At 62.6% G+C, this 23946-nt stretch carries 24 protein-coding genes; 9 read left to right on the plus strand and 15 right to left on the minus strand.

What is annotated here, in order from left to right; all coding sequences use genetic code 11:
- Nucleotides 1–66: 66 nt before the first annotated feature.
- Genes C5J22_RS26245 through C5J22_RS26280 form a run of 8 tightly spaced genes read right to left on the minus strand, consistent with a single transcriptional unit; the run spans nt 67 to nt 8428 of the window.
- The gene (locus tag C5J22_RS26245; protein ID WP_046629602.1) at nt 67–771 is read right to left on the minus strand and encodes an ABC transporter ATP-binding protein; all 705 of its coding nucleotides are present in this window, start codon (nt 769–771) and stop codon (nt 67–69) included.
- Nucleotides 764–1519, minus strand: coding sequence for an ABC transporter ATP-binding protein (locus C5J22_RS26250; protein WP_105440628.1), 756 nt, complete (start codon nt 1517–1519; stop codon nt 764–766). Before C5J22_RS26250 ends, C5J22_RS26245 begins: the two co-directional genes overlap by 8 nt.
- Nucleotides 1516–2514, minus strand: a complete 999-nt coding sequence (locus tag C5J22_RS26255) for a branched-chain amino acid ABC transporter permease (protein WP_105440629.1) — start codon at nt 2512–2514, stop codon at nt 1516–1518. Before C5J22_RS26255 ends, C5J22_RS26250 begins: the two co-directional genes overlap by 4 nt.
- Before the next feature lie 10 nt (nt 2515–2524).
- A complete protein-coding gene (locus C5J22_RS26260; protein WP_046610268.1) occupies nt 2525–3400 on the minus strand; it encodes a branched-chain amino acid ABC transporter permease in 876 nt (291 codons plus the stop codon).
- Between the two features lie 21 nt (nt 3401–3421).
- Nucleotides 3422–4672, minus strand: a complete 1251-nt coding sequence (locus C5J22_RS26265) for an ABC transporter substrate-binding protein (protein WP_105440630.1) — start codon at nt 4670–4672, stop codon at nt 3422–3424.
- A 35-nt stretch (nt 4673–4707) separates the two neighbouring features.
- Nucleotides 4708–7077 carry a xanthine dehydrogenase family protein molybdopterin-binding subunit gene (locus C5J22_RS26270; RefSeq protein WP_105440631.1) on the minus strand — a complete coding sequence of 790 codons (2370 nt, stop codon included), beginning with the start codon at nt 7075–7077 and terminating at the stop codon, nt 4708–4710.
- Nucleotides 7074–7571, minus strand: a complete 498-nt coding sequence (locus tag C5J22_RS26275) for a (2Fe-2S)-binding protein (protein WP_105440632.1) — start codon at nt 7569–7571, stop codon at nt 7074–7076. Before C5J22_RS26275 ends, C5J22_RS26270 begins: the two co-directional genes overlap by 4 nt.
- On the minus strand, nt 7568–8428 hold the full coding sequence (locus tag C5J22_RS26280; RefSeq protein ID WP_105440633.1) for a xanthine dehydrogenase family protein subunit M: 861 nt from the start codon (nt 8426–8428) through the stop codon (nt 7568–7570). Before C5J22_RS26280 ends, C5J22_RS26275 begins: the two co-directional genes overlap by 4 nt.
- Nucleotides 8429–8691: 263 nt before the next feature.
- Here C5J22_RS26280 and C5J22_RS26285 point away from each other — a divergent pair, with 263 nt between their 5' ends.
- On the plus strand, nt 8692–9315 hold the full coding sequence (locus C5J22_RS26285; RefSeq protein ID WP_105440697.1) for a TetR/AcrR family transcriptional regulator: 624 nt from the start codon (nt 8692–8694) through the stop codon (nt 9313–9315).
- Nucleotides 9316–9372: 57 nt separating this feature from the next.
- Here C5J22_RS26285 and C5J22_RS26290 read toward each other — a convergent pair whose 3' ends face one another.
- The 5 genes from C5J22_RS26290 to C5J22_RS26310 are packed head-to-tail and all read right to left on the minus strand — an operon-like array spanning nt 9373 to nt 13954.
- Nucleotides 9373–10104, minus strand: a complete 732-nt coding sequence (locus C5J22_RS26290; RefSeq protein ID WP_052754667.1) for an ABC transporter ATP-binding protein — start codon at nt 10102–10104, stop codon at nt 9373–9375.
- Complete coding sequence (locus C5J22_RS26295) at nt 10097–10810, minus strand: ABC transporter ATP-binding protein (RefSeq protein ID WP_105440634.1); 714 nt, start codon at nt 10808–10810, stop codon at nt 10097–10099. The genes C5J22_RS26290 and C5J22_RS26295 overlap by 8 nt, the downstream gene beginning before the upstream one ends.
- Nucleotides 10807–11757 carry a branched-chain amino acid ABC transporter permease gene (locus C5J22_RS26300; RefSeq protein WP_105440635.1) on the minus strand — a complete coding sequence of 317 codons (951 nt, stop codon included), beginning with the start codon at nt 11755–11757 and terminating at the stop codon, nt 10807–10809. Before C5J22_RS26300 ends, C5J22_RS26295 begins: the two co-directional genes overlap by 4 nt.
- Nucleotides 11754–12632, minus strand: coding sequence for a branched-chain amino acid ABC transporter permease (locus C5J22_RS26305; protein ID WP_105440636.1), 879 nt, complete (start codon nt 12630–12632; stop codon nt 11754–11756). Before C5J22_RS26305 ends, C5J22_RS26300 begins: the two co-directional genes overlap by 4 nt.
- A gap of 53 nt (nt 12633–12685) precedes the next feature.
- Nucleotides 12686–13954 carry an amino acid ABC transporter substrate-binding protein gene (locus C5J22_RS26310; protein WP_105440637.1) on the minus strand — a complete coding sequence of 423 codons (1269 nt, stop codon included), beginning with the start codon at nt 13952–13954 and terminating at the stop codon, nt 12686–12688.
- Nucleotides 13955–14074: 120 nt separating this feature from the next.
- Here C5J22_RS26310 and C5J22_RS26315 point away from each other — a divergent pair, with 120 nt between their 5' ends.
- The 7 genes from C5J22_RS26315 to C5J22_RS26345 all read left to right on the plus strand — a co-directional run bounded on the left by C5J22_RS26315 (nt 14075) and on the right by C5J22_RS26345 (nt 20434).
- Entirely contained in the window at nt 14075–14890 is an 816-nt protein-coding gene (locus C5J22_RS26315; RefSeq protein ID WP_105440638.1) for an IclR family transcriptional regulator C-terminal domain-containing protein, read from the plus strand.
- A gap of 136 nt (nt 14891–15026) precedes the next feature.
- Nucleotides 15027–15602: an NADPH-dependent FMN reductase gene (locus tag C5J22_RS26320; RefSeq protein WP_105440639.1), complete on the plus strand. Its 576-nt coding sequence runs from the start codon at nt 15027–15029 to the stop codon at nt 15600–15602.
- A 21-nt stretch (nt 15603–15623) separates the two neighbouring features.
- The gene (locus tag C5J22_RS26325; protein ID WP_105440640.1) at nt 15624–16436 is read left to right on the plus strand and encodes a citryl-CoA lyase; all 813 of its coding nucleotides are present in this window, start codon (nt 15624–15626) and stop codon (nt 16434–16436) included.
- A 9-nt stretch (nt 16437–16445) separates the two neighbouring features.
- The gene (locus C5J22_RS26330) at nt 16446–17630 is read left to right on the plus strand and encodes a CaiB/BaiF CoA-transferase family protein (RefSeq protein ID WP_105440641.1); all 1185 of its coding nucleotides are present in this window, start codon (nt 16446–16448) and stop codon (nt 17628–17630) included.
- A 39-nt stretch (nt 17631–17669) separates the two neighbouring features.
- Nucleotides 17670–18530: an extradiol ring-cleavage dioxygenase gene (locus C5J22_RS26335; RefSeq protein WP_105435190.1), complete on the plus strand. Its 861-nt coding sequence runs from the start codon at nt 17670–17672 to the stop codon at nt 18528–18530.
- The gene (locus tag C5J22_RS26340) at nt 18527–18910 is read left to right on the plus strand and encodes a hypothetical protein (RefSeq protein WP_105440642.1); all 384 of its coding nucleotides are present in this window, start codon (nt 18527–18529) and stop codon (nt 18908–18910) included. The genes C5J22_RS26335 and C5J22_RS26340 overlap by 4 nt, the downstream gene beginning before the upstream one ends.
- An 81-nt stretch (nt 18911–18991) precedes the next feature.
- Nucleotides 18992–20434: an amidohydrolase family protein gene (locus C5J22_RS26345; protein WP_105440643.1), complete on the plus strand. Its 1443-nt coding sequence runs from the start codon at nt 18992–18994 to the stop codon at nt 20432–20434.
- A 17-nt stretch (nt 20435–20451) separates the two neighbouring features.
- On the opposite strand, the gene C5J22_RS26350 is transcribed toward C5J22_RS26345, so the two are convergent.
- Together C5J22_RS26350 and C5J22_RS26355 are read right to left on the minus strand one after the other, a co-directional pair.
- On the minus strand, nt 20452–21681 hold the full coding sequence (locus C5J22_RS26350) for a flavin-dependent oxidoreductase (RefSeq protein ID WP_105440644.1): 1230 nt from the start codon (nt 21679–21681) through the stop codon (nt 20452–20454).
- Between the two features lie 53 nt (nt 21682–21734).
- Nucleotides 21735–22886 (minus strand): DJ-1/PfpI family protein, encoded by a 1152-nt coding sequence (locus tag C5J22_RS26355; protein ID WP_105440645.1) that lies wholly within the window; start codon nt 22884–22886, stop codon nt 21735–21737.
- Nucleotides 22887–22981: 95 nt separating this feature from the next.
- Between C5J22_RS26355 and C5J22_RS26360 the strand changes: the two genes are divergently transcribed.
- The gene (locus C5J22_RS26360) at nt 22982–23914 is read left to right on the plus strand and encodes a GlxA family transcriptional regulator (protein ID WP_105440646.1); all 933 of its coding nucleotides are present in this window, start codon (nt 22982–22984) and stop codon (nt 23912–23914) included.
- The last annotated feature ends 32 nt before the right edge of the window (nt 23915–23946 follow it).

Consider the following 23946-nt stretch of genomic DNA (forward strand, 5'->3'; position numbering starts at 1 on the left):
TCGCTCTTCGCCGCGCAAGCGACGAAGCCCTGTGTTCGATGATGATCGGATCGGTGGGTTGCGGGCTCAGACCGCGCAGTATCGCTCCTGAATGTCCTTGTCCGCCAGAAGTGTTGCCGCATCGCTGCGGTAGACGATCTCGCCCTGGTCGACGATAACCGCCCGGTCCGCAAGGTTCAGCGCCCATTCGACATTCTGCTCGACGAGGAGCAGCGTCGTCCCCTCCTCCCGCAGCCGCCTGAACAGTGCGCCCATCTCCTCGACCAGCACGGGCATGATGCCTTCCGACGGCTCGTCGAGCAGGATCATCTTCGGCCGGGCGATCATGGCGCGGGCTATCGCCAACATCTGCTGCTCGCCGCCCGACATCGTTACACCTTCCTGGTGCAAACGCTCCTTCAAGCGCGGGAAACTGCGGGCGATCTCGTCGATCGCAGCCGCCTCGTCGATCCGCTTGCGGTCGGCGACGAGCCCCAGCTGCAGGTTTTCCAGCACCGTCAGCCCCCGCACGATACGGCGTTCTTCCGGAACATAGGCGAGGCCGCGGACATAGCGGTCATGGGCCTTTAGCCGGGATATGTCTTCGCCGTTGAACCGGATGGCGCCGGTGGTGCGCGGCATGAGCCCCATGATCGAACGGATGATGCTCGTCTTGCCCGCGCCGTTGCGGCCGACAAGCGCGACGATCTCGCCCGGTTCCACCGCGAACGATACCCCGTGAAGCACATGGCTCGCGCCATACCAGCCGTTCAGGCCTTCGATTTCAAGCATAGCCATCATTTTGTCCCAGGTAGACGCGACGAACCTCGGAGTTCGCCTGGATTTCCTTCGGTGTCCCGTCGGCCAGCAACTGGCCATGGTGAAGGACGAGCACGCGGTCGCTAAGGCCGAGGATCATCTTCATCTTGTGCTCGACCAGCAGGATCGTGCGTTGGGCCGCCAGCTTCTCTATCAGCGCGACCATCTCGCGCGTCTCTTCCGGCCCCATCCCGGCGGTCGGCTCATCGAGCAGAAGAAGCGCCGGATCAGCCACCAGGGCGATAGCGATTTCCAGCGCACGCTGCTGTCCATGCGCCAGGAACTTGGCCGGCGTCGCCGCCCGCGCCGACAGCCCGACTGATGCGAGCATTGCCGAGGCCCTGTCCTCGCTATCCCTATCGGCACTGCGGTCTGCCCAGATGTTCATCCGGGACCGGAAAGCCTGTGCCGCGACGCGGACATTCTCGAGGACGGAAAGGTTGGGGAAGATATTGGTGATCTGGTAGGAGCGGGCGATGCCGCGGTGCACATAATCGTGCTGTGGCACGCCCGCCATATCCGCACCCCGAAACCTAAGCGTTCCGCTCGAGGGCTTCAGGGCGCCGGACAGGATGTTGAAGAACGTGCTCTTGCCGGCACCGTTCGGCCCGATGATGGCGGTGATCTGGCCTTCCTGGAAGTCGGCCGTCACATCCTTCAGCGCGACCAGTCCGCCGAACTGCTTGCCGATATTGGTGACGCTCATGATGGGTGCGCTCATCGGCTTTTACCCCAGGCTATCAAGGTGCCCCAGATGCCCTTGGGCAGATAGAGGACAAAGAGGATGAAGATCACGCCGACAATAAGCTGCCAGTTGGATGTCCAGAGCGAGAAGATGTCTTCCATCGAAAGAAACGCCAGCGCGCCGATAAAGGGCCCGAAGAAGCTGCCGGCGCCGCCGAGCAGCGTCATCATCACAATCAGACCGGACGTATGGTAGTGGAGTGAGTCCAGGGGCACGATCGAAAGATGCATCGCCGACAGGGTGCCTGCGAGCCCACAGAGAATGCCTGAAAGGATGAAGGACAACAGCTTGGTTCGCTCGACATCATAACCGCAGGCGCGCGCCCGCGTCTCGTTTTCGCGGATCGCCTCGATCACCGCGCCGAAAGGCGAATTCAGTACCCTCGACACAAACCAGAGCGCCGCCGCGACCACGATCATGATCGCGTAATATTTCACCAGGGGATCGAGGAAATTTAGCGAGAAGCCGGGAAGGTGCAGCGTGCTGACAGTAAAGCCGCGCAGACCATTTTCGCCTCCGGTCCAGGAGGAGGCTTGCAGCGCCGCATAATAGACGAGCTGTGCCAGCGCGAGCGTCACCATCGAGAAGTAGATGCCACGTGTGCGGATGGCGAGCACCCCCATGACCGTCGCAAGCAGGCCCGAAACCAGCACGCCGATCAGCATCGCGATGAACCAGTGGACCCCAAAAGCACCGATCGCGATACCCGTTGCATAGGCTCCGGCTCCGAAGAAGGCCGCATGACCGAAGGAAAGCAGGCCGGTATAACCGAAGAGCAGGTTGTAGCCGACCGCGACAAGGCCGTAGATCAACACGTTGACGGCCAGCGCCTGCGAGGGCAGCACCCAGGGCAGGATGCAGAGCGCCAGGATTGAAAGCGGCACCCGCCAGCGGCTGACGTTGGAAAACAGGGTCGCGAAGCTGCGTCGGGCGGGCGCCGGGACAAGTTCCGCATTTTTGATGACGGACATGGCGGTCTCCCTAGAGTCCAGGTGCGGCGCGGCCATAAAGGCCGTTCGGGCGCACCAGCAGAATGAGCGCCATCAGCGCGAACATGACGATCGTCGCCATTTCCGGTGCGAAGAGCGATGTCATGCTGACGGAGACGCCGACGATGAGGCCGGCGATGACGGCGCCGGGAAGCGAGCCCATGCCGCCGATCACCGTCACCACGAAGGCTTCGGCCAACACAAGCGTGCCCATTTCCGGGCTGACATTGCGCATCGGTGCAGCAAGAACACCGCCGAGTGCGGTGATGCCGACTCCGATACCGAACACGACCAACCACAATCTGCTGATATCAACACCCAGCACGCGCATGATCAGCGGATCGGCGGAACCTGCCCTGACGATCAGGCCGAATTTCGTCTTTTCGAGGCCGATCCACAACAGCAACAGGACGGCGACAACCACGCCGATGACGAAAAGCCGGTAGAGCGGGAAAAAGCCGATGCCGAGGTTCACCACGCCGCGAAGGGCTGCCGGCGTCGAGAACGGAATGCCGTCGGTGCCGAAAAATATGCGCACCGCCTCGACCAGCACGTAACCAAGGCCGAAGGTTAGGAGCAGCGGATCGTCCGGCGAGCGGCCATAGAGAGGACGGATGAGGAAACGCTCGATCAGCATGCCGAACAGGCCGATCATGACCGGCGCGATCAGGAGAGCCCACCAGAAGCTCCCCGTCAGGCCGGCCACGTAAAGGCCCGCATAGGCTCCCACCATGAACAGCGCACCATGCGCGAAGTTCACGATGCCGAGCATGCCGAAGATGATCGACAGGCCGAGCGCAACCATGATCAGGACCGCGCCCAGCGCGAGGCCCGAAAACAGCTGCATTGCAATCAATTGGACAGTCATGACCTCATCCGTCCCAGGGTATCAGCTCTTGAAGCCGAGTTCGGAGCAGGTTCGCAACACGCTCTCCGATGCAGGTTCCGCGGCGACGATCTTGAAGAGATCGGCATCCGATTTCATCGCCTTTTTCGCCTTGGATTCCAGGACGAGTACCGATTGCATCGACTGGTGGTCGCACTTGCGGTAGGACTGCTCTCCCTTGGCGATATCATATTTCAGCGCTTCCAGAGCCGCGATGACCTTCTGTGGCTCCGTCCCACCTGCCTTTTCGATGGCCATCAACAACGAAGCGACGCCGGTATAGCCGTAGGCCCCGTAGTCGGTCGGGATCGTGCCCTTGTACATGGCTCTGAAGGCGTCGTTGAATGCCTTTGCGGAAGGCACCGTTTCTTCCAGGCCCCAGTAATAGTTCGCGCCGCCGATGACACCTTCGAAAACTTCGGGATCGACCGCAAGCCGCTGGTTGTGCAGCAGAACCGGCACGACGATCTTCATCTGATCCTTCACGCCGAAATCCACCGCCTGCTTGATGGAATTGGCCTGGTCGCGGCCGAAATTGCAGATGCAGAGGATGTTTGCGCCTGATGCCAGGATGGTCGGGATGAAGGTCGAATAGTCCGCCGCGCCGAACGGGTGCAGGGTTTCGCTGACTGTCTGCGCACCGATTTCCTTGGCCGCTCGCTTGAAACCGCGCAGCATCTCGTGGCCGTAGGCATAGTCGGCAACAAGATAGGCGACCTTCGAACCCTTCTTGAAACTGTGCTTGGCGACAACCGCGGTCGTCATCGTCGGATTGAGCGCCTCATGGAACGTATAGGGGCTGAAATCCTTGATCTCGTTGATGGTGTCCGACTGGCTGATCGAGATGTACAGCATGCTGCGGGCACGGGTCACCTCGTTGACCGCAAGCTGTACGGCGCTCGAAAGTGCGCCGACCACCGCCTGGACCTTGTCCTTTTCGATCAGTTCGAGCGTGCGGGTGGCGGCTTCACCGGCATTCAGCTTGTCGTCGCGCACCAGGAGCTCGACCTTGCGGCCGGCAATTCCGCCCTTGTCGTTGGCGAGCTTTACCGCCAGCTGGGCGCTGCGGACCTGGTCGTTGGCCTCGGCGGCGAATGGGCCGGTCAAAGGCGTCGGAAACCCGATGCGGATGGTTTCCGCCTGCGCCCGGGCTATCCATGGCATCGAAAGTGTTCCGGCCACGCCGGCCAACCCGATAAGGGCTGCACGGCGGCCGATTGGTCTTAAAGCCAGCTTCTCAATTCCGTTTGTCATCCTGTCCTCCTCCTGACATCGGATCGTTATTGCATTCAGATCGTGCCGAGCGCCCTCAATATGCGCGTCGGCGTCATCGGTATCTGCGTCAGCACCGCGCCGTGACCCACAAGCGCATCGTTGACGGCATTCATCGCAGCGGCGGAAGCCGCCGCCGTCCCTGCTTCGCCGCAGCCCTTTGCACCGAGTTCGGTGTCCCGGGTCGGCGTTTCGACGTGGGAAATCTCGATATCCGGCATCTCGCAGGCCATCGGCACGAGGTAATCGGCAAGCGAACCGTTGGTGAGCTGACCTTCCTCGTTGTAGAGGCATTCCTCGAAAAAGGCCGCGCCCAGCCCCTGCACCACGCCGCCCCGCACCTGTTCGTCCACCAGCAGCGGATTGATGATGCGGCCGCAATCCTCGACCACCCAGTGCTTGAGGATTTTTACGAAGCCGGTCTCCGCATCCACTTCGACCAGGCAGCCCTGGGCTCCGTTCGTGAATGCGAACGGATAACCCTGCGGCGCATAGTGATGCACGACGGAAAGCTGCGCCTGGGTTTCGGGCGGCAGCGTGTCCGACCGGAAGAAGGCGATGCGCGCGACTTCCGCCAGGCTGACGCGCTGCCGGCCCGTGACCGCCTCGACGATCCAGTCCGCGCGGATATCAAGCTCGCCCGGTTGCGCCTGCAGGATGAGGCCTGCAATGGCGAGCAGATTTGCCTTCAGCTTGCGCGCCGCCTGCAACGCCGTTTCGCCGCCGATGCCCGCGCCACGGCAGGCCCAAGTGGCGCCACCATGAGGTGTCGTATCGGTGTCGCCGGTCATCACCCGCACTTTTTCACGATCGATGCCGAGCTGGTCCGCGACGATCTGACCGATGACGGTCTCCGTCCCCTGGCCCTGTTCGGTCACGGAAATCGAACAATGCACCTCGCCGGACGGCGTGAGTTTGAGGATGGCGCCGTCCTGTGCGGAAATCCGCGCGCCGCCGACACCGTAAAACGCCGGGCTCGGGTTGGTGATCTCCACGAAAAGGGCGATACCGATGCCGCGCAGGATACCTTTCTGCCGCAGAGCTGCCTGCTCCGCGCGAAGAGCGTCATAATTCATGATCGACTTCAGCCGCGCGAGACAGACCTGGTGGGAGAGCTTTTCGAACTGGTACCCGGTCGGCGATGTGCGGGGATAGCTGCTGTCCGGAATGAGATTGCGTTCGCGTATTTCAAACGGATCGAGGCTGAGTTCGCGCGCCGCGGCATCGACCAGACATTCCGTCACCGCGCAGGCAATCGGGTGCCCGACGGCACGATACTGGCTGGTCTGCACCTTGTTCTGGAACACGACCGAAAGACTGGCGCGATAGGAAGAGAAGTCATAAGGGGCGCCCATCAGGCGGATGACCTGGTTTCCCTCGACCGCGCTGGTGCGCGGATAGCTCGAAAAGGCACCGATCGCGGTTAGGTCGTCTACATCCATGGCGGTAATGCGGCCGTCCCTGTCGAGGGCAAGGCGCCCGGTTACCCGGTGATCGCGGGCATGGATATCCGAGACGAAGGATTCCATCCGGTCGGCGACGTATTTGATGGGCCGACCCAGCAGGATCGACGCGCCGACGACCGCCATCTCCTCGTGATAGACATGCAGTTTCATTCCGAACGAGCCGCCGATGTCCGGCGCGATGACGCGGACATTGGCTTCCGGAATGCCGAAGTGGCGGGAATAGACATCCTGGAACTGATAGGGTGTCTGTGTCGCGTGGTGGGCGGTCAGCCGGTTCTCGCTCGGATCGTAGTCGGCAACGATGGCGCGCGGTTCGAGTGTCACCGCCGTGTGCCGGCCGAAAACGAAGCTCTCCTCGACCGTCGTGTCCGCTGCATCGAATGCCTCCTCGACGCCGCCGCTGTCGAGTTTCGTGGCAAAGCAGATATTGTCGGCGAGCTCTTGCGACATCGCCGCGGCAGACATGGCCTCGACCGGGTCCGCCAGTGCCGGGAGCTCCTCGATATCGACGATCACCAGCTCGGCGGCGTCTTCGGCGATTGCCCTGCTGTCGGCAACGATGAGAACGACCGGCTGCCCTGACCACATCACCTTTCCAAGAGGTAGCGGCACTTGCGGCGGAGACTTCATGTTGCTGAAATGCTCGAGTGTTCCGGTCCAGGGGGCACAGATCGATGCCAGGTCCTCGCCCGTGAAGACGGCGCGAACGCCGGAGAGGGCCTTTGCCTCCTCGATATCGATCGAAACAATTTTTCCATGCGCATAGGGACTGCGGACGAAAGCCGCATGCAGCATGCGCGGCAGCACGAGATCGGTCACGTACCGCCCCCGACCTTCGAGCAGACGCTTGGCATTCGGTCGCGATACCGAACGGCCGATATAGGAGTTAGGCCTGTCGATGGAGCCGGCGAACGCGTTCATGCCTTCTCCTCCTCCAAATGCTGCCGGCGCTGTCTCGCCGTCGTCTCGATCGCGTCGACGATCGATTCGTAACCGGTACAGCGACAGTAGTTTCCCGAGAGCGCGTCACGGATGCCGTCCCGATCGGGCTCGTCGCCGGAAGCCAGAATCCCGTAGGCGCTCACCAGCATGCCCGGAGTGCAGAAGCCGCATTGCAAGGCATTGCGCTCATGAAATGCCTCCTGGAGGTCGTCGATCGCTCGGCGATGGGTCAGGCCCTCGATCGTCTCGACGGCGCAGCCATCGGCCTGCACCGCAAACATCAGGCAGGCATGCACCGGCCGGTCGTCCAGCAATACCAGGCAGGCGCCGCAGACACCCATTTCGCAACCCGTATGGGTGCCGGTGAGCTGGATGTCCTGCCGCAGGAAATCGGCAAGCGTGGTGCGCGGCGCAACCAGCGCCTCGATTGTCTCGCCGTTCACGGCCAGCGAAATCGCCACCTTGCCGCTCATAGGTTCGCCTCCAACCGGCCGAGCAGCCTTCCGAGCAGCACCCTTGCAAGATGCCGGCGCATCTCTGGAGGCGTGTGCTCGTCGCCGACCGGATCAAGCTCCGTGCCGAGTACGTCCTGTGCCTGCCGGATCGTCTCCGGCGTCAATTGCCGCCCGGTCAGCGCGGCTTCGACCGCACGCATCCTGACCGGCGTCGAGCCCACCGAAAGGAAAGCGATCCGCATGCGTTCGACAAAATCGCCCTGCATCTCCGCATCGATGCCCGCCCCGACGATCGCATAATCGCCGCGCCGGCGAGCCAGTTCGTCGAAGGCCGTCCGGGTTTTCGCGGTTGCCAGGGGTACGTATACCGCGGTGATGATCTCGCCCGGCTGAAGCGTCGTTTCATAGAGATCGATGAAGAAATCGCCGGCACCGACGCGGCGGTTGCCTTCAACGGAGGCAATTTCAATGATCGCATCGAGCGCCAGCGCCATGGCGGGAAATTCCGATGCGGGATCGGCAAGCGCCAGGCTGCCGCCGAATGTGCCCTTGTTGCGGATCGCCGGGTGCGCCACGAAAGGAGCCGCCTTCGCAAGCAGTGGCGCATGTTCCCGCACGAGATCCGAACAGAGAATTTCGCAGTGGCGGGTGGTTGCGCCGATGCGCAGATGTCCGCCGGCAAGGGAAAGACCCCGCAGCTCGTCCAGGCGAGCGATATCGATGAGAAGGCCGGGGGCCTGCAGCCGAAGTGCCAGCGCCGGGACGAGACTCTGCCCTCCCGCAATATAGCTCGCATCACCATCCGCGCTGACGAAAGCTTCCAATGCTTCCTGCACGCATTTCGGGCGCATGTAATCGAAAGCTCTCGCCTTCACCGGCTCCTCCCACGTGGCCCTCCGGATTTGTGACCACTTGGTTACAATATTTCGCAGGTTGCCCCACCGGTCAAGAAAAATAACCAACTGGTCTCAAATAAAATTACCACTTGGTCTCAAACGCCGGTCGCGGTATCGCTATGAGAAATGGGTTGCCGGTGACTCGGTGACGGGCATGGCAGATCAGGGCAGGCATGACGGATCAGCAGAAGAGCCTTGAACGCGAAGGTGGCGGAGAAAAACCGCGGCGTCCCAAGCAATACATGCGGGCGAACGAGCGCGAACAGTTCATCCTGGAAGAGGCCGTCCGCTTCTTCGCCGAGCATGGCTTCGAGGGCCAGACCCGCGAGCTTGCCAAGCGCATCGGCATCACCCATTCGGCGATCTACCGTCATTTTCCCAGCAAGGAAGCCTTGATCGAGCGGGTCTACGAACATGTCTATCTCAGCCGCTGGGACGATAGCTGGGCCGGGCTGATCATCGACCGCCGCCGGTCACTGGAAAGCCGGCTGACGGAATTCTATCTGCGATATGTGGAACGCGTCTTCCACTACGACTGGGTCCGGATCTTCGTCTTTTCCGGCCTGAAAACCTTCGACATCACGACGCGCTATCTCGACATCGTGCGCCGGCAGATCATCGAGCCTGCCTGCCTGGAGCTCCGCCACGAACTGGGACTGCCGGGCCCGGACGAGGCGCCGCTTTCCGAGCGGGAGACAGAATTGTTCTGGGGTCTTCACGGCCGCATCTTCTATCTGGCGATCCGTCGGTTCGTATATGCGACGCCCACCCCGGAATCTCTCGACGACATCGTCCGCGACGGCGTCAGAAGCTTCATGCTCGGTGGCCCCGCAATCGCAAAGGCGATCGTTCAACGGAAACCCTAGCGCGCCTCCGCCTGAATGCGCCGTCCCCAGGATCTCGGCGGTTCCGCCGTGCCTCCCCTAATGTGCGCCCAGCATGGCGCGGCGGATCTCGTCATGGGCGATCTCGCCGTCCGAGCGCTTGAACTCCCGTTGAATGCTGCCATGGGCCAGCACATAGGCGCGCGACGACACGTCGATCGCCTGGAAGAAACTCTGCTCCGCCATAAGGATCGTCATGTTGCTCTTCTCGCGCAGCTGGGTAATGGCATTCAGGACGTCGCGCACGACGATCGGCGCCAGGCCCACCGAGGGTTCGTCGATGATGATGATCTTCGGCGCCGTCATCAGCGAACGGGCGATCGCCAGCAGTTGCTGCTGCCCGCCGCTCATGGTCGAAGCGATCTGCTTGCGGCGCTCCAGAAGCAGCGGAAAGGTTTCGAAACAGTAGGCAAGGTTCTGCTTCATCCGGTCGCGGACCAGGGGGTTGCTGCCCGCGAGCTTGAGATTGTCCTCGACCGAGATGTTCGGCACGAGGCGGCGGCCTTCCGGGACGATCGATAGGCCGAGGCGGACGATCTCGTGCGGTTGAAGTTTCGTGAGGTCTGTGTTCTTGCCGTTCCATTCGAGCACGATCCGGCCCGCGCTTGCCCGCACGAAACCGAGGATGCAGTTGAGCAGCGTGCTCTTGCCGTTGCCGTTCATGCCGAGCAGCGCGACCATCTCGCTCTCATTCAGTTCCAGCGAGACCTTTCGCAGGACCGAGACGGCACCGTAACCGGCCGACAGGTTTTCGATAATCAGCCTATTCACCGAAATACACCTTCTGAACGAGCGGATTTTCGGCGATCTCGGACGAAGTTCCCGCCGCGATCAGGCGGCCGGTCTCAAAGCAGACGACCCGTTCCGAGAAACGCATGACCGCATGCATGATATGTTCGATCATGATCACCGCGACGCCCGACCGGTTGAGCGCGAAAAGGATCGCCAGCACTTCGTCGATCTCTTCCTCCGACAGGCCCGCCATCGCCTCGTCGGCGATCAGGACCTTCGGGTTTCCGACAAGCGCGCGCGCCAGTTCCAGCTTGCGCAATTCGAGCTGGGTCAGCTTTTCGGACGGATCCGAGATGCGGCCCGACAGCCCGACGCTCGCAAGCACCGACCTTGCCCGGTCATGCTTGCTGCCCTCGACCTGGCAGTAGTCGAGTGGAACGAGCAGGTTCTCAAACACGGTCATGCCGGTGAATGGCCGCGGGATCTGAAAACTGCGGGCGATGCCCATCCGGGCTCGCTTATGGGCTTGGAGATGCGAGATGTCCCGGCCTTCGAAAAACACCGATCCGCTGTCGGGGCGGTAGACGCCGGTGATGCAGTTGATGAGCGTCGTCTTGCCGGAACCGTTCGGGCCGATGATGCCGAGCCGCTCGCCGGCGCCGACATCGAGATCGACGGGACCGAGCGCGCGGAACGATCCGAACCGTTTTTCGACGCCCCTGAGGGAGAGAACCGGCTCCGTCATGGTCTTGTCCTGCCTTTATTGCGGCCGAAGAGATCGGAAATGCCACCAGGAGCAAAGGCCACGAAGGCGATCAGCACCGCGCCGACGAAGAGAATGTTGAGTTCGGAGGATATGGTGACCGTGGCGATCTGCTGTACCGAAGCGAGCAGAAGAGCGCCGATCACCGGACCGACCCAGGTTCGGGTACCGCCGATCAGCGGCATGGCGATGGCGTTCAAACCGATGATCAGGCTGAAGGCGGTGACCGGTTCGACGAAGGACGTGTAGAACGGATATGGCGCACCGGCTGCGGCAAGCACCGCGCCGCTCAGTGCGCAGGCGACCAGCTTGAGGCGAAGCGTCGGCACGCCGGAGCATTCCGCGGCGTCCTCGCTTGCCCGCACGGCCCTCAGACCACGACCGATCCAGGAGATCTCCACCCAGCGGGCGAGCGCGACGCTGGCGGCTGCGATCACCACCATGACGGTGAAATTGTATTGCGATGGACCGGGGCTCCAGGCAGGCGGCCGCGGGCCATAGACGGCCATGCCGCTCGCCCCGCCGAGCCCGGAGATATTGTGCACGATGGTTTCGAGGACGACGACGAGGCCGAGCGTGGCGATGGCAAAATAGACGCCCTGGATACGCAATGTCAGGTAGCCCATCAGCACGCCGAGAATGGCGCCGACAATCGCGGCGGCCAGGATGCAGAGCGGCAGCGGCAGGCCGAATGTGGTGAACAGGAATGCCGACAGATAGACGCCGGCGCCGAAGAAACCGGCCGCGCCGAAATTGATATAGCCGGCGTAGCCGCCGAGAATGTTCCAGCCGGTGGCGATCGTCACATATTGAAGGACCACGTAGCCGGCAAAGAAATAGAACGGGTTCCTGAGCAGCCACGGCATCAGGAAGCCTAACGTAAGCACGATGATGGCGCCCGCGAGGAACAGGAGGGAATTCTTTTTCATCGCGCCGCTCCGAACAGGCCCTGCGGGCGGAGGGCGAGGCCTAACAGCAGGATCGCAAAGGCGACGCCGGGGGACCAGGAGGGATTGAGGTAGCTGGAGACCAACGCCTCCGCGATACCGATAACGATGGCGATCACCAGGCTGCCGGGAATGGACCCCATGCCGGCGAGCACCACGATCGCGAAGACGCGGCCGATCTGGTAGCGCCCGGCAAAGGGCTCGATCGGGCCGACCATGATCAGGGCCGCTCCGGCGATGACGGCGGTCGCGGTGGCGATGCCGAACGCGTGCCGCTTGACGGAGGCCGGATTGAGCCCGGCGATCGAAAGCGCCCGCTCCTCATGGGCAACGGCGCGGATTGCCGTGCCGGAACTGGTGCGGCTGAGATAAAGCCAGACGGCAGCGATCGTCACGGGGGCGAAAAGCGCGGGGATCAGCAGCCGGTAGGGAACGGTGAGAACGCCGAGCTTGAAGCTCGAGCCGACATAGGAAACGCTGACGGACTTGAGCTCGGAACCGAAGCCGAGCGACAACAGGATCTCGATCACCAGCGAAAGGCCGAAGAACAGCGTCAGGCTCTGCAGCACGTTGGCGCCGCCCTTGCGTTCGAAAACAGCCGAGTAGAAGGCGTAGAGCACGACCCCGAGCAGATAGAAGGGCACAAGGCCGATCACCGCCGCGACGATCGGATCGAGCCCCCATTGGGCCAGCGTGTAGACGAAGAACGCGCCGGCGACGACGAGCGTCGGATGGGCGATATTGGGGATGTGGAGAATGCCGAAGGTGATCCCGAGCCCCAGGGCGAGCGATGCATATACGCTCCCCAGCAGAATGCCCGTCACGATGGCGTTCAGCAGAATGTCGATCGATAGCATTGATAGGGGCCCTTGAGCCGGCCTTGCGCCGGCTCTCTGGATCGGTTGAAGGATTAGCTGGCGCGCGCCTTGTTATAAGGCGCGGCAAGATCGCCCGTCTTCAGGGATGGCGGGTCGAGAATGACCTGGTGGCCCGGATTGCGGAACTGTTCGAGATCGTTGCCCTTGATGCCGCGCAACTGCACCATCAGGACGCGGCGTTCCTTCCAGTCGCCGATCTCGGTAAAGGCGATCTTGCCGGCGATGGTCTCGACGGCGTTGGCATGCAGGAAGGCTGCCATCTTGGCCGGATCGACGGAATTCGAACCCTTGATCGCAGCCGCCGCCAGCTGGCCGGCGACATAATAGAAGGGCGGAATGTAAAACCCGAGCGGATCGACGCCCTGCTTGACGGCGATGGGCGTATACCGGTCGAAAAAGCTCTTGATCGCCGGTGTCTGCATGGTGGGCTCCGGAACGAAGGTATGCGAGTTCACCAGCCCGTTGAGTTCGGGACCGAGCGAACCGAGCAGCGCGCCGTATTGCGGGCCGATCATGGCACCGCCGAAGAGTTTCACCTTGTCGGAAATGCCGATTTCCTTGACGCCGCGGATGATCGCCGTGCTGTCGGCCGGGTAGGAGGCGATGAAGATCGCCTCCGGGTCCCCCGCATTGATGTTGCGGATCATCGAAGAGAAGTCGGACGTGTTCGGCGGGTAGCTCTGATTGAACACCACCTCCATGCCGTATTCCTTGGCGACTTCCGCGCCGCCTTTGGCGGCGTTTTTCGAAAATTCGAGGTCGGCATTGATGATGGCGATCTTCTTGACCCCTTGCGCCTTGGCAAGGTCGAAGAAGCCGCGGGCCCAATCCCGTCCGGAGTTCGGTCCCCACGGGCCGCTGTGGAAGAACTTGTCGTGCTTGGCGACATCGTTGCCGGCGAGGCCGAACATGCCGATCATGAACAGGTCGCGCTGCTTGATGAAGGGCATGACCGGCGCAGAAAGGTTGGCGCCGTAGGGCGAAAACAGCACGTCGCAGGCATCCACATCGACAAGCTTCGAATAGATCGCCGGCACGTTGGCGGCACTGCTCTGATCGTCGTAGATGACCAGTTCGACCTTGCGGCCGAGAAGCCCGCCTGCCGCGTTGACATCGTCGCGCCAGAGTTCGTAGCCGATCTGGCCGTTCTTGGTGCTCGCCAGCGGACCGGTCAGCGACACGCTGGCGCCGACCCGGATCGGCTTGTCCTGCGCAAATGCCTTGCTCCCCAGCATTGCCGGCGCGGCAAGACCCGCAGCCGTCGCCGCCATGAGCTTGTGAAACTGACGCCTTGTCTTCATAGCTTTTCCCTCCCAAGAAAATTCGCTAGACGAATAAATATTCGCATAACGATAGGCAGCAGGTCTTGCGCTTGTCAATCCCGTGTGCGAACGAAATGCCGTGCAGCAGGAGAAATTCCGATGATTGACAGCAATTCGCCCGAGTTCGTCGAGGCGTTGGCACGGGGATTGTCGGTTCTGGAGGCTTTTGACGCCAAGGACCCGGAGATGACGCTCGCCGAGCTTTCCCGCAAGGTCGGCATGTCCATCGCCACCGTCCGGCGGAATGTCCTGACGCTCGAAGCGCTCGGCTTCATCCGCCGGCACAACAAGCATTTTCTCCTGGCTCCCCGCATCCTCACCCTCGGCTCCGCCTACCTGAACGCCTTCAATGTCGAAGAAGCGGTCACTCCTGAACTGCACCGGATCACCTCGCTTTTCGGCGATGCCGCCAACATGGCCGTGCTCGACGGGACGAACGTGCTCTACATTGCCCATCTTTCCGAAAGCCGCGGCGTGCGGCGCAATGCCAGTCTCGGCGTCACCTATCCCGCTTACGCGACCTCGATGGGCCGGGTATTGATGGCGGCCCTTGCGGACGAGGAGATGGACCGGTTTTTTGAGGCCTATACGCCGGTAAAGCTGACGGACTACACGGTGACCGACGAGACGGAACTCCGGGAGATCCTGGTCGAGACCCGCGCAAAGGGCTATTCGATCACTGTCGACCAACTCGATTACGGCATCACCGCGCTTGCCGTGCCGGTCAAGGACAATACCGGACGGGTCGTCTGCGCGATCAACAGTTCCGGCTATACGCCCCGGCTGACGCCGGAGGAACTGGTCGAACAGCGCCTGCCGGAATTGCGGCTGGCAGCCAACCGGCTCTCTCAGTTGTTCAGCCGTTTTCCGGCGCTCGTGCATTCACTGGCGCCGGCCAACCCCGCCACCCGCTGATCCCTCGCAGCCAACTCCTCCTCTGAAATTTTTCAAAGCCCTTGCGTCAGGGCTTGACACCCCGCGCCATCGAAATTCATTATACGAATATAAATTCGCCAAGCGAATACTTTTAAGAATGGCATGGGAGGGATTCATGGCGCGATTGCAAATCGCAGTCATCGTCGGAAGCGCACGGCAGGCGTCGCTCAACAGACTGCTCGCCCTTGCCCTGACGCGGCTCGCGAAGCCCGACGTCGAGTTCGAATGGGTGACGATCCGTGACCTGCCGATCTTCGACCAGGAAGTGCTGGACGCCGGCACACCCGCGCAGGTCGAACGGCTGAAGGCTGAGATCCGGCGAGCCGATGCGCTGCTTTTCGTCACGCCGGAGCATAACCGCTCGATCTCGGTGATGCTGAAGAACGCCATCGACTGGGCTTCGCGGCCCAGAGATACCAGCGTCTGGGCTGGCAAGCCGGCGGCGATCACCGGCGCCTCCTATGGCCGGATCGGCACCGCGGCGGCGCAGCAGCACCTGCGTGCCATTCTCGGCTGCCTCGACGTTGCCGTGATGGGGCTGCCCGAAGCGTTCATCCACCTGCCGCCCGGCCTCATTACCCCCGAAGGCGATGTGACCAATGAGGAAACCCGCCTCTTCCTGCAGCAGTTCATGGACCAGTTCGACCGATGGGCCAGCCGCTTCGCGGGCAAGGCGAGCGCTGCAGCCTAACCATTTTCCAAGGACATCAGCATGAAAATCGGCAAGCAATCCGCGCCCTACCAGGCGATCTGCACCTCTAATCCGGAGACGATCATCGTGCGGGGCCACGACCTCGTCGACAACCTGATCGGTTCGATCTCGTTCACGGACTATACCTGGCTGCTGGTCGCCGGCTCTCTGCCGGACGAAAAACAGCGCCGCATGCTCGACGCGACGCTGGTGGCGATCGCCGAACACGGCCTGGTGCCGAGTGTGCAGGTGGCGCGCATGACGCTCGCCGCCTCTCCTGAAGCGGTTCAGGGCGCCGTCGCCGCCGGCCTTCTCGGCTGCGGTTCGGTCATCCTCGGCGCGTCCGAGACCTCGGGGGCCTTCTTCCGCGATATCCGCGAAGAGGCGCAGGCAAGCGGCCGATCGGTGGAAGCTGCCGCCGAAAAGCTGTTGCGCGGCTACAGGGAACAGAAGAAACCGGTGCCCGGCTACGGTCATCCCCTTCACAAGGGGCATGACCCGCGGGCCGAGCGCCTGCTCGCAATCGCCCGCGAACTCGGCGTCGCCGGCATTCATTGCGAGATCGCCAAGACGGTCGAACGGCTCATCCCCGAGATCATCGGCAGGCCGCTGGTCATGAACGTGTCGAGCGCCATCCCCTGCGTGCTGCTCGATGCCGGTTACCCGCTGCTCGCCCTGAAGGGCGTGCCGCTTCTTGCCCGCACCGCCGGGCTGATCGGTCACCTGCTTGAAGAACAGACAAGGCCGATCGGCTTCGTCATGTCCGCCGCCGCCGCCAGCGCCATCGAATACGACGGCCCTGCGCCTGACGGCTTCGTGGCAAACGAGAACTAGGACCCGGACATGCTGAAAGCTCTGGACCAAATCCGCATCGTCGAACAGGGCACGTTCATTACCGGCCCCTGCGCCGGCATGATGCTCGCCGATCTCGGCGCCGATGTCATCAAGATCGAGTCGGCCGGCAATGGCGATCCCTATCGCAGCTTCAAGACAGGTTTCTACAGCGCCCATTTCCAGGCCTATAACCGCAACAAGCGGGCGATCGGGCTGGATCTCAAAAGCGAGCAGGACCGCGAGGTCTTCTACCAGCTGATCGCCCAGGCCGATGTTTACATCCAGAATTTCCGCCCCGGCGCGGCGGGCCGCATCGGCGCCGACTATGAGACGCTGTCGAAGATCAATCCCAGGCTGATCTACTGCTCGATCAGCGGGTTTGGTCCCGACGGCCCCTATGCGCAGCGGCCGGTCTACGATTCCGTCGCGCAGGCCGTCAGCGGGTTTCTCAGCGTCTCGATCGACCCCGAACAGCCGCGCTTCATCGGCCCGGCGCTCGCCGATGCGATCACCGGCATATACGCGTCGCTCGGCATCTCGGCAGCGCTGATCGAACGCGGCCGCACCGGCAAGGGCAAGCGCATCGACATTTCCATGGTCGAGGCCATGATGCATTTCGCAGTCGAACCCTTCATGGGCTATTTCGCCCTTGGCGAAGAACCGAGCGGTGTCGATCGTCCGCGCCTCGCACAGGCCTTCATCGTCCGCTGCAAGGACGACAAGCTGTTCGCCTTCCACCTGTCCTCGCTCGACAAGTTCTGGGATGCGCTGGTCGAGGCGATCGAGGGTGAGGCACTCGCCAGGGACGAACGGTTCTCGCAGCGGCTGAAGCGCATCGACAACTACGATGCGCTGAACGCCGAGCTCAACGCGATCTTCGCCACCAGGACCCGGCCGGAATGGGTGGAGCGCTTCTCGAGGTTCGACGTGCCCTTCGCGCCGATCAACTCCATCCCGGATGTGGTGAACGACCCGCAGGCGCAGCATCTGGAAATGTTCGTGCCAGTCGCCGGCCGGATCGAAGGTGCCGAGCAGACGGTTCGACCCGCCTATTCGTTCGATGGAGAACACGCAAAGACGGTGCGGGCCGCGCCGGTCGTCAACCAGCACGGGGACGAGATCCGTTCGGCGCTGCAAGGCAATCCGACAGCCTGGCCGGCGCTGGAAACGGAGACGGCAGCTGTGGCGAGTTAGGAATTCGGTCTAATAGACAGGACAAATTCGGAGGAGAAGATGGCAACCCTGGCAGCGGTCCTTGCGACCACCCACCACCCTTTTTACCTGAAGGCGACAACCATGCCGCCGGAACAGCAGATGCCGCAGGCGGCGGAATGGAAACGCAAGGTCGAGGCCTATCGCGAGACCCTGACCCGCGCCAAGCCGGATATCCTGGTGATGGTCGGCGCCGACCATTTCCACCAGTTCTTCCTCGACAACTATCCGACCTTCCTGATCGGCAAGGCGCCGCGCTACGACGCGACCTTCTATAATGAGGAGCGTGAGTTCGGCATTCCGAAATATGTGCTGGAAGGCCATGAGGAACTGTCGAACTTCATGCACCAGGGCCTGATGGACCGCGGTTTCGACTTCGCCTTCAGCCATGAACTGAAGCTCGACCATTCGATCATCTGCCCGATCATCACCACGCGCCCCGATGCCGACCTGCCGGTCGTGCCGATCTACACCAATATCTTTGCGCCGCCGCTGCCTTCGCCAAAACGCTTCTGGGATCTCGGCCGCGCCATCCGCGAGATCATCGACGAGTTCCCGTCCGACAAGCGCATCGCCGCCGTCGGCAGCGGACACCTGTCGCTCGAACTTGGCGGACCGCGCCAGTTCAAGGAGACCGGTCCGGATCCGGAATTCGACCGCAAGGCGATCGAATGGCTGTCGACCGGCAATATCGAGGAAATCCTCGCCAACGTGACCCATGAAAGCATGGCGAAAAGCGGCAACGCGACCCATGGTTTCATGGACCTGATCCTGATGATGGGCATCGCCGGGCCGGTCCCGACCGCCTATCATGACAATCTGGACCTCTTCCACACGATGGAAGCATACTTCACCTGGTACCCGGAAGGAGCAGCGGCATGAGCAAGTATTATGTGAACAAGTTCCTCTTCACCGTCGACCGGGACCCGGACCTGCTTCGCCGCTACAAGGAAGACCCGCGCTCGCTCGTCGCCAGCTGGGAACAATCGATCGGCCCGCGGCTGAACGATGCGGAAATCTCGACCGTCAACTCCCTCACGGACACGGAACGCGAGGCGCTCGTCAACCACGATTATGTGGCGCTGTTCGAGATGGGCGCACATTTCTTCCTGTCGCTGACGATCTTCATCGCGATCTATGACGAGGATTACATGGCGAAGCACGGTCCCCTCTCCTTCCAGCGCGAATTCGCGGAGAAGCTCAAGCACTGGAACGGCAAGGATTACCCGTCGATAGCGCTGTGGCAGGCAGCCGCACCATAAGAGAGACGCGTCGTAGCGAAACCCTCCGATGCCGCATCGGCGACGGAGGACATCATCAGTTTAGGCCGGGAGGGGAAGACCATGTGCAGATTCTGCAATAACCGGACGCATGCGCCGGCGGAACTCGGTAGCGGCTCCGGCAAGATCATTGCCGTCCCAGCCAACATGCCGGCCGGCGTTGGCGATCCCGATCGCCTGACCCTGATCCGCGGCGGCGCGGTGCTCTCCATGGATAACGCCGTCGGCAATTTCGCCAAGGGCGACGTGCTGATCCGCGGATCGCGGATCGTCGAGGTCGCGGCTTCGATCAACGCGCCGGATGCCGCCGTTATCGACGCTTCCGGCATGGTCGTCATGCCCGGCTTCGTCGACACGCATCACCATCAGTTCGAGACCGCGCTTCGAAGCCTGCTTGCCGATGCGATCCTGATCAATGACGGGCGGCCGGAAAGTGCCGCCAACTATTACGAATGGATGCTCCAGAAGTTCTCGGTCCTCTACCGGCCGCAGGATGTCTACATTTCGGAATTGTTCGGCGGCCTGTCCCAGATCGATGCCGGCGTGACGACTGTCATGGACGTCAGCCAGATCCACCATTCGCCGGAACATTCCGATGCGGCGATCACCGCGCTTCGCGACGCCGGGCGGCGCGGCGTCTTCGGTTATTTCGAGGGCTGGGGCGACGCAGCGAAATATCCGGGCGATGCCCGGCGCATCAAGGCCGAACATTTTGCGAGCGACGACCAGTTGCTGACCATGGTCATGGGCGGCGAAATCTACCTGCCGTTCCATGAGGAGGCCTGGGCGCTTGGACGCGAACTCGGCATCCCGATCGCGCTGCATGTGGTCGGCACTTTCGGCATGCAGGCGGTCTTCGACCAGCTGGCGGAGGCCGGCCGTTTCGGACCGGACAATATCTTCATCCATATGACCGGCATGAGCGACATGGCCTGGAAGCGCGTCGCGGACGCGGGCTCGCATATATCGCTCTCGGTACCGATCGAGATGCAGATGCGGCACGGCAACCCGCCGCTGCAACAGGCACTCGATCTCGGCCTTCAGCCGTCCCTGTCGACGGATGTGGAATGCACCATGACCGCCGACATGTTCACCCAGATGCGCTCGGCGATCACGCTGCAGCGAATGCTGGCGAACGACAAGGCGTTGCGCGGCGAGGAATACCCGAGGCTGCTGTCGGCGATCGACGTTATCCGCTTCGCGACGATCGAAGGGGCGCGGGGCCTCAAGCTCGATCACAAGACCGGCACGCTGACACCCGGAAAGGAAGCCGACATCATCCTGCTCGATGCGAATGCCATCAACGTCGCCCCGCTGAACCACGTCCCCGGCGCCGTCGTGACGCTGATGGAGCGGTCCAACGTCTCAACGGTGCTTTGCGCCGGCAAAATCCGCAAATGGCAGGGCACGCTGCTTGGCCATGACATCGCCAGGCTCAGGTCGGAACTGGAAGCAAGCCGCGACTTCCTGCTGGACGCCGCCGGGATCAGGCCGGATCTGTTCTGAGTGATCCGCCATCATGCTCACCGGTTCCGACCACGAGCGAGCGAAGCGTAGCCGCGGACGACCGCCTTGCGTTCTTCGAACGAGGCCACCGCGTCGATGTCGTCGAAACCGTCAGGCGCACGGGCCTCGACCATGTCGATGACACCCTCGGGTCCGCCGCGGCGGTTCGCCAGGACGATTTCCGATGTGGCAGGCCGGCGCTCTGCGTCGTAGCGGGAAAGGGCGGCCTCGATTTCATCCTGCGTCCGAAGATGTCCGGCAAGGCATCGGGCATCGAGGATCGACTGGCTCGCGCCGTTGGAGCCGACCGGATACATGGCATGGGCCGCATCCCCGAGCAGGGTGACCCGCCCGAACGACCAGCGGGGCAAAGGTTCCCGGTCGCAATTCGGGTATTCGTAGAAATTTTCGGTCGCCTGGATGATGGAGGCGGGATCGACGAAATCGAGATGGAAACGGTCACGCACGAAGGGCAACACCTCGTCCGTCAGGCCGGACCGGCTCCAATCCTCGCGGCGTAGCGGTGATGTGCCGGGCTCGCCCACCTTGGCCATCACGGCCCAGTTCGTCAGCCGCATTTCAGGCTCCGCAGGATCGGCTCCGATCGGATAATAGACGAATTTTGCGAAATTGCCGCCTGATATCACCATCGTCCGGCCATCGCGCCAGATCGGCCAGCGTGTTGCGCCGCGCCATAACATGATCCCGCTCCAGATCGGCGGACCCTCATCGGGATAGAGCTGCGCCCGGATCGCAGAATGGATGCCGTCGGCGCCGATCAGCAGATCCCCCCGGGCCGTGCCGCGCCATCCGTCCGTTCCGCTGAAATGAACCGCGACCCCATCTTCCGTCTGTTCGAAGCCCTCAACCCGGCAACCGGTCCTGATGACGTCGGGTCCGAGACGGGCGATCACCGCCCTATGGATCACGCCGAGCAGCTTGCCGCGATGGATGCTGACCTGCGGCGCCTCCTGACCGGCATCCAGGCCGCGCAATTCCTGCCACACGACCTGACCGAAACGGTTGGTATAAATCAGTTCCCGCATACGGATCCCTGCAGCGTCGAGGCCTGCCTGCAGCCCGAGATCGGCCAGCACCGCCACGGCATGCGGCAGCATGTTGATGCCAACCCCGAGTTCACGAACCTCGCCGACGCGTTCGAAGATCTCGACCTCGATCCCGGCTTCGTGGAGTTGAAGCGCGGTCGTCAATCCGCCGATGCCGGCGCCTGCGATGAGTGCCTTCATGACTGGTTCCTTCCTCCCGTTTCGAGACGCGCGAAACCGCAGGCCGCGACTATCTACTGCGGCGTCACTCGTCTCCTGTATTCGAGCTGCATGGCGACGAAATTGGCCGTGTTTTCCCGATAGCGCTCGGCGATGGCCTTCAGCGTCTCATCCAGCGCATCCGCCGGTTTGCGGCCAAGCGGCGCTCCGGGCACGCGCACCGCTGACGCGCTTGCGGTCACCTCGTCGGGAATGATGCGGAGACCGCTGCGGCTCTCCACCGCATCCGCGCCGGCCGCGAAGGTCGTCACGCGCGAGCGATAGGTGCGCGACCAGGCATCGGCGACGAGAGCGAGCGAAACTTCATCCACGCCTTGAGACAGTTCGATACCGAGCGTTTCCCGGCTCCAGAAGGCGAGCGAATTGCCGATTGCCGTCAATGCGAAGGGCCGCGTGAACGCGAAGGCGCCGCTGTCGTGTTGCGCATCCCAATCCGCGACGCCCAGATCGGCCGCGACAGCCTGAGCTTTCTCCCGGCCCGCGATCGCCTCGATCAGCGTCAGCGACATCGGCATGGAGGCGCTGATGCCGGTCGTCGTCGCAACGCGACCGTCGACGAGGAAGCGGCGGTCGGCGACATGGCGGATGCTCGGATGTTCCTTCAGCATGACGTCCAGCGAATACCAGTGGGTCGTGGCTTTTCGGCCGTCGAGAAGGCCGGCGGCCGCAACCACCTTGGCACCGACGCAGACGCCGATGATCATCGCACCTTTGTCGGCCTGGCTCCTGATCCAGCCCAATGCTACCGGATCATCCTCGCGCACCATGGCCGGGACGATGACGTAATCGGCGCCTTCCGGATGCTGTCTGTCGAACTCCGAGATCGTTGCCTGCGGTTCGACCTTCAACGCCGGATAGAGCACAATCGGCCCGGGCTGCGTCGCCAATGCCACCACGTCGGCCACATCGGCGCGCCGCAGGATGCCGTAGGGCATCAGGTAGTCGGTGATCTCCGTCCCGTCATTGATGCCGACGATGGCGATCACGGGACGGACGCGTTTGGGCGGCTTCAAGGCCTCGACCGTGGCGCGTGTCTCCTCGCCCGGAATGGGTTTGAGAACCCCGGCGGAAGAGCCGGACGGCAGAGAGACTATCCAGCCCCCGGCGACTGCCAGGAAGACCACCGCAAGCCCCAACCCGCCCGCAAGAACAAAGCGCCACTTCATGATAGTTTCGCCGATCGATCGGTTGCCTCTGTTTGCAGGGAAAGTTACCGCTGCTATCGTCTGACTGAAATGACATTAATCGGGCAAAAACTGCCATGGCTCGCACAGTTGCTCTCGTGGTGCATCCGGGTTTCCAGCTTCTCGATGCGGCCGGGCCGACGTCGGCTTTCGAGATGGCGGAGCGATTCCGGCCGGGCAGTTACGACCTGGTGCTGATGGCGCCGGGCGGCGGCGAAATCGAGAGCTCGTCGGGCCTCAAGCTTTCGGCTGCCCCGCTCGCGGATGGACCGTTCGACACGGTGATGGTCTCGGGCGGCGAGATCATCCGCTCCATGGAGGCCGTGCACGAAATTCTCGAATGGCTGAAACGCACGGACGCGCGGCGCGTGACGAGCGTTTGTTCCGGAGCCTATCTGCTCGCCGAGGCGGGGCTCCTCGACGGACGCCGCGCCACCACCCATTGGAACAGTTCGCACGATTTTTCCCGCCGCTACCCAAAGATAGAGATGCACGCCGAACGCATCTATGTCCAGGACGGTCACGTCTGGACCTCTGCCGGCATTTCCGCCGGTATCGACCTGGCGCTTGCTCTCATAGAAGATGACCTGGGGCCGGATATTGCGCGAAGGGCGGCACAGCAGCTCGTCGTTCATCAGCGCCGGCCGGGCGGCCAGTCGCAATTTTCGGCGCTCGTCGACCTTGGAGGGCACACGGGCAGGTTCTTGGCCCTGATCGGCTGGATGCGCGAGCATCTGGCCGAACGGCTGACCGTCGAGCGCCTCGCCGACCAGGCCGCGATGAGCCCGCGCAACTTTGCCAGGGCGTTTGCAGCCGAAACCGGCACGACACCCGCCAAGGCCGTGGAACGCCTGCGGCTCGAAACGGCGCGGATGGCGGTCGAGACCAGCCACGCGCCGCTCGAACATATTGCCGAGGCCGCCGGTTTCGGCGACGCCGGGCGAATGCGGCGGGCGTTCCTGAGAAGCCTGGGACAGCCCCCGCAGGCGCTCAGGCGTGGCTACAAATAGCCCCCGGATGCAGATGGTCGGTCAAAGACGCG

This window comes from Neorhizobium sp. T25_13, assembly GCF_002968675.1.
GTDB classification, from domain to species: domain Bacteria; phylum Pseudomonadota; class Alphaproteobacteria; order Rhizobiales; family Rhizobiaceae; genus Neorhizobium; species Neorhizobium tomejilense.

Coding starts and splice junctions, on each gene's coding strand:
- C5J22_RS26245 (WP_046629602.1), bottom strand. CDS start 771: ATGCTTGAAATCGAAGGCCTGAACGGCTGGTATGGCGCGAGCCATGTG.
- C5J22_RS26250 (WP_105440628.1), bottom strand. CDS start 1,519: ATGAGCGCACCCATCATGAGCGTCACCAATATCGGCAAGCAGTTCGGC.
- C5J22_RS26255 (WP_105440629.1), bottom strand. CDS start 2,514: ATGTCCGTCATCAAAAATGCGGAACTTGTCCCGGCGCCCGCCCGACGC.
- C5J22_RS26260 (WP_046610268.1), bottom strand. CDS start 3,400: ATGACTGTCCAATTGATTGCAATGCAGCTGTTTTCGGGCCTCGCGCTG.
- C5J22_RS26265 (WP_105440630.1), bottom strand. CDS start 4,672: ATGACAAACGGAATTGAGAAGCTGGCTTTAAGACCAATCGGCCGCCGT.
- C5J22_RS26270 (WP_105440631.1), bottom strand. CDS start 7,077: ATGAACGCGTTCGCCGGCTCCATCGACAGGCCTAACTCCTATATCGGC.
- C5J22_RS26275 (WP_105440632.1), bottom strand. CDS start 7,571: ATGAGCGGCAAGGTGGCGATTTCGCTGGCCGTGAACGGCGAGACAATC.
- C5J22_RS26285 (WP_105440697.1), top strand. CDS start 8,692: ATGCGGGCGAACGAGCGCGAACAGTTCATCCTGGAAGAGGCCGTCCGC.
- C5J22_RS26295 (WP_105440634.1), bottom strand. CDS start 10,810: ATGACGGAGCCGGTTCTCTCCCTCAGGGGCGTCGAAAAACGGTTCGGA.
- C5J22_RS26300 (WP_105440635.1), bottom strand. CDS start 11,757: ATGAAAAAGAATTCCCTCCTGTTCCTCGCGGGCGCCATCATCGTGCTT.
- C5J22_RS26305 (WP_105440636.1), bottom strand. CDS start 12,632: ATGCTATCGATCGACATTCTGCTGAACGCCATCGTGACGGGCATTCTG.
- C5J22_RS26310 (WP_105440637.1), bottom strand. CDS start 13,954: ATGAAGACAAGGCGTCAGTTTCACAAGCTCATGGCGGCGACGGCTGCG.
- C5J22_RS26315 (WP_105440638.1), top strand. CDS start 14,075: ATGATTGACAGCAATTCGCCCGAGTTCGTCGAGGCGTTGGCACGGGGA.
- C5J22_RS26320 (WP_105440639.1), top strand. CDS start 15,027: ATGGCGCGATTGCAAATCGCAGTCATCGTCGGAAGCGCACGGCAGGCG.
- C5J22_RS26325 (WP_105440640.1), top strand. CDS start 15,624: ATGAAAATCGGCAAGCAATCCGCGCCCTACCAGGCGATCTGCACCTCT.
- C5J22_RS26330 (WP_105440641.1), top strand. CDS start 16,446: ATGCTGAAAGCTCTGGACCAAATCCGCATCGTCGAACAGGGCACGTTC.
- C5J22_RS26335 (WP_105435190.1), top strand. CDS start 17,670: ATGGCAACCCTGGCAGCGGTCCTTGCGACCACCCACCACCCTTTTTAC.
- C5J22_RS26340 (WP_105440642.1), top strand. CDS start 18,527: ATGAGCAAGTATTATGTGAACAAGTTCCTCTTCACCGTCGACCGGGAC.
- C5J22_RS26345 (WP_105440643.1), top strand. CDS start 18,992: ATGTGCAGATTCTGCAATAACCGGACGCATGCGCCGGCGGAACTCGGT.
- C5J22_RS26350 (WP_105440644.1), bottom strand. CDS start 21,681: ATGAAGGCACTCATCGCAGGCGCCGGCATCGGCGGATTGACGACCGCG.
- C5J22_RS26355 (WP_105440645.1), bottom strand. CDS start 22,886: ATGAAGTGGCGCTTTGTTCTTGCGGGCGGGTTGGGGCTTGCGGTGGTC.
- C5J22_RS26360 (WP_105440646.1), top strand. CDS start 22,982: ATGGCTCGCACAGTTGCTCTCGTGGTGCATCCGGGTTTCCAGCTTCTC.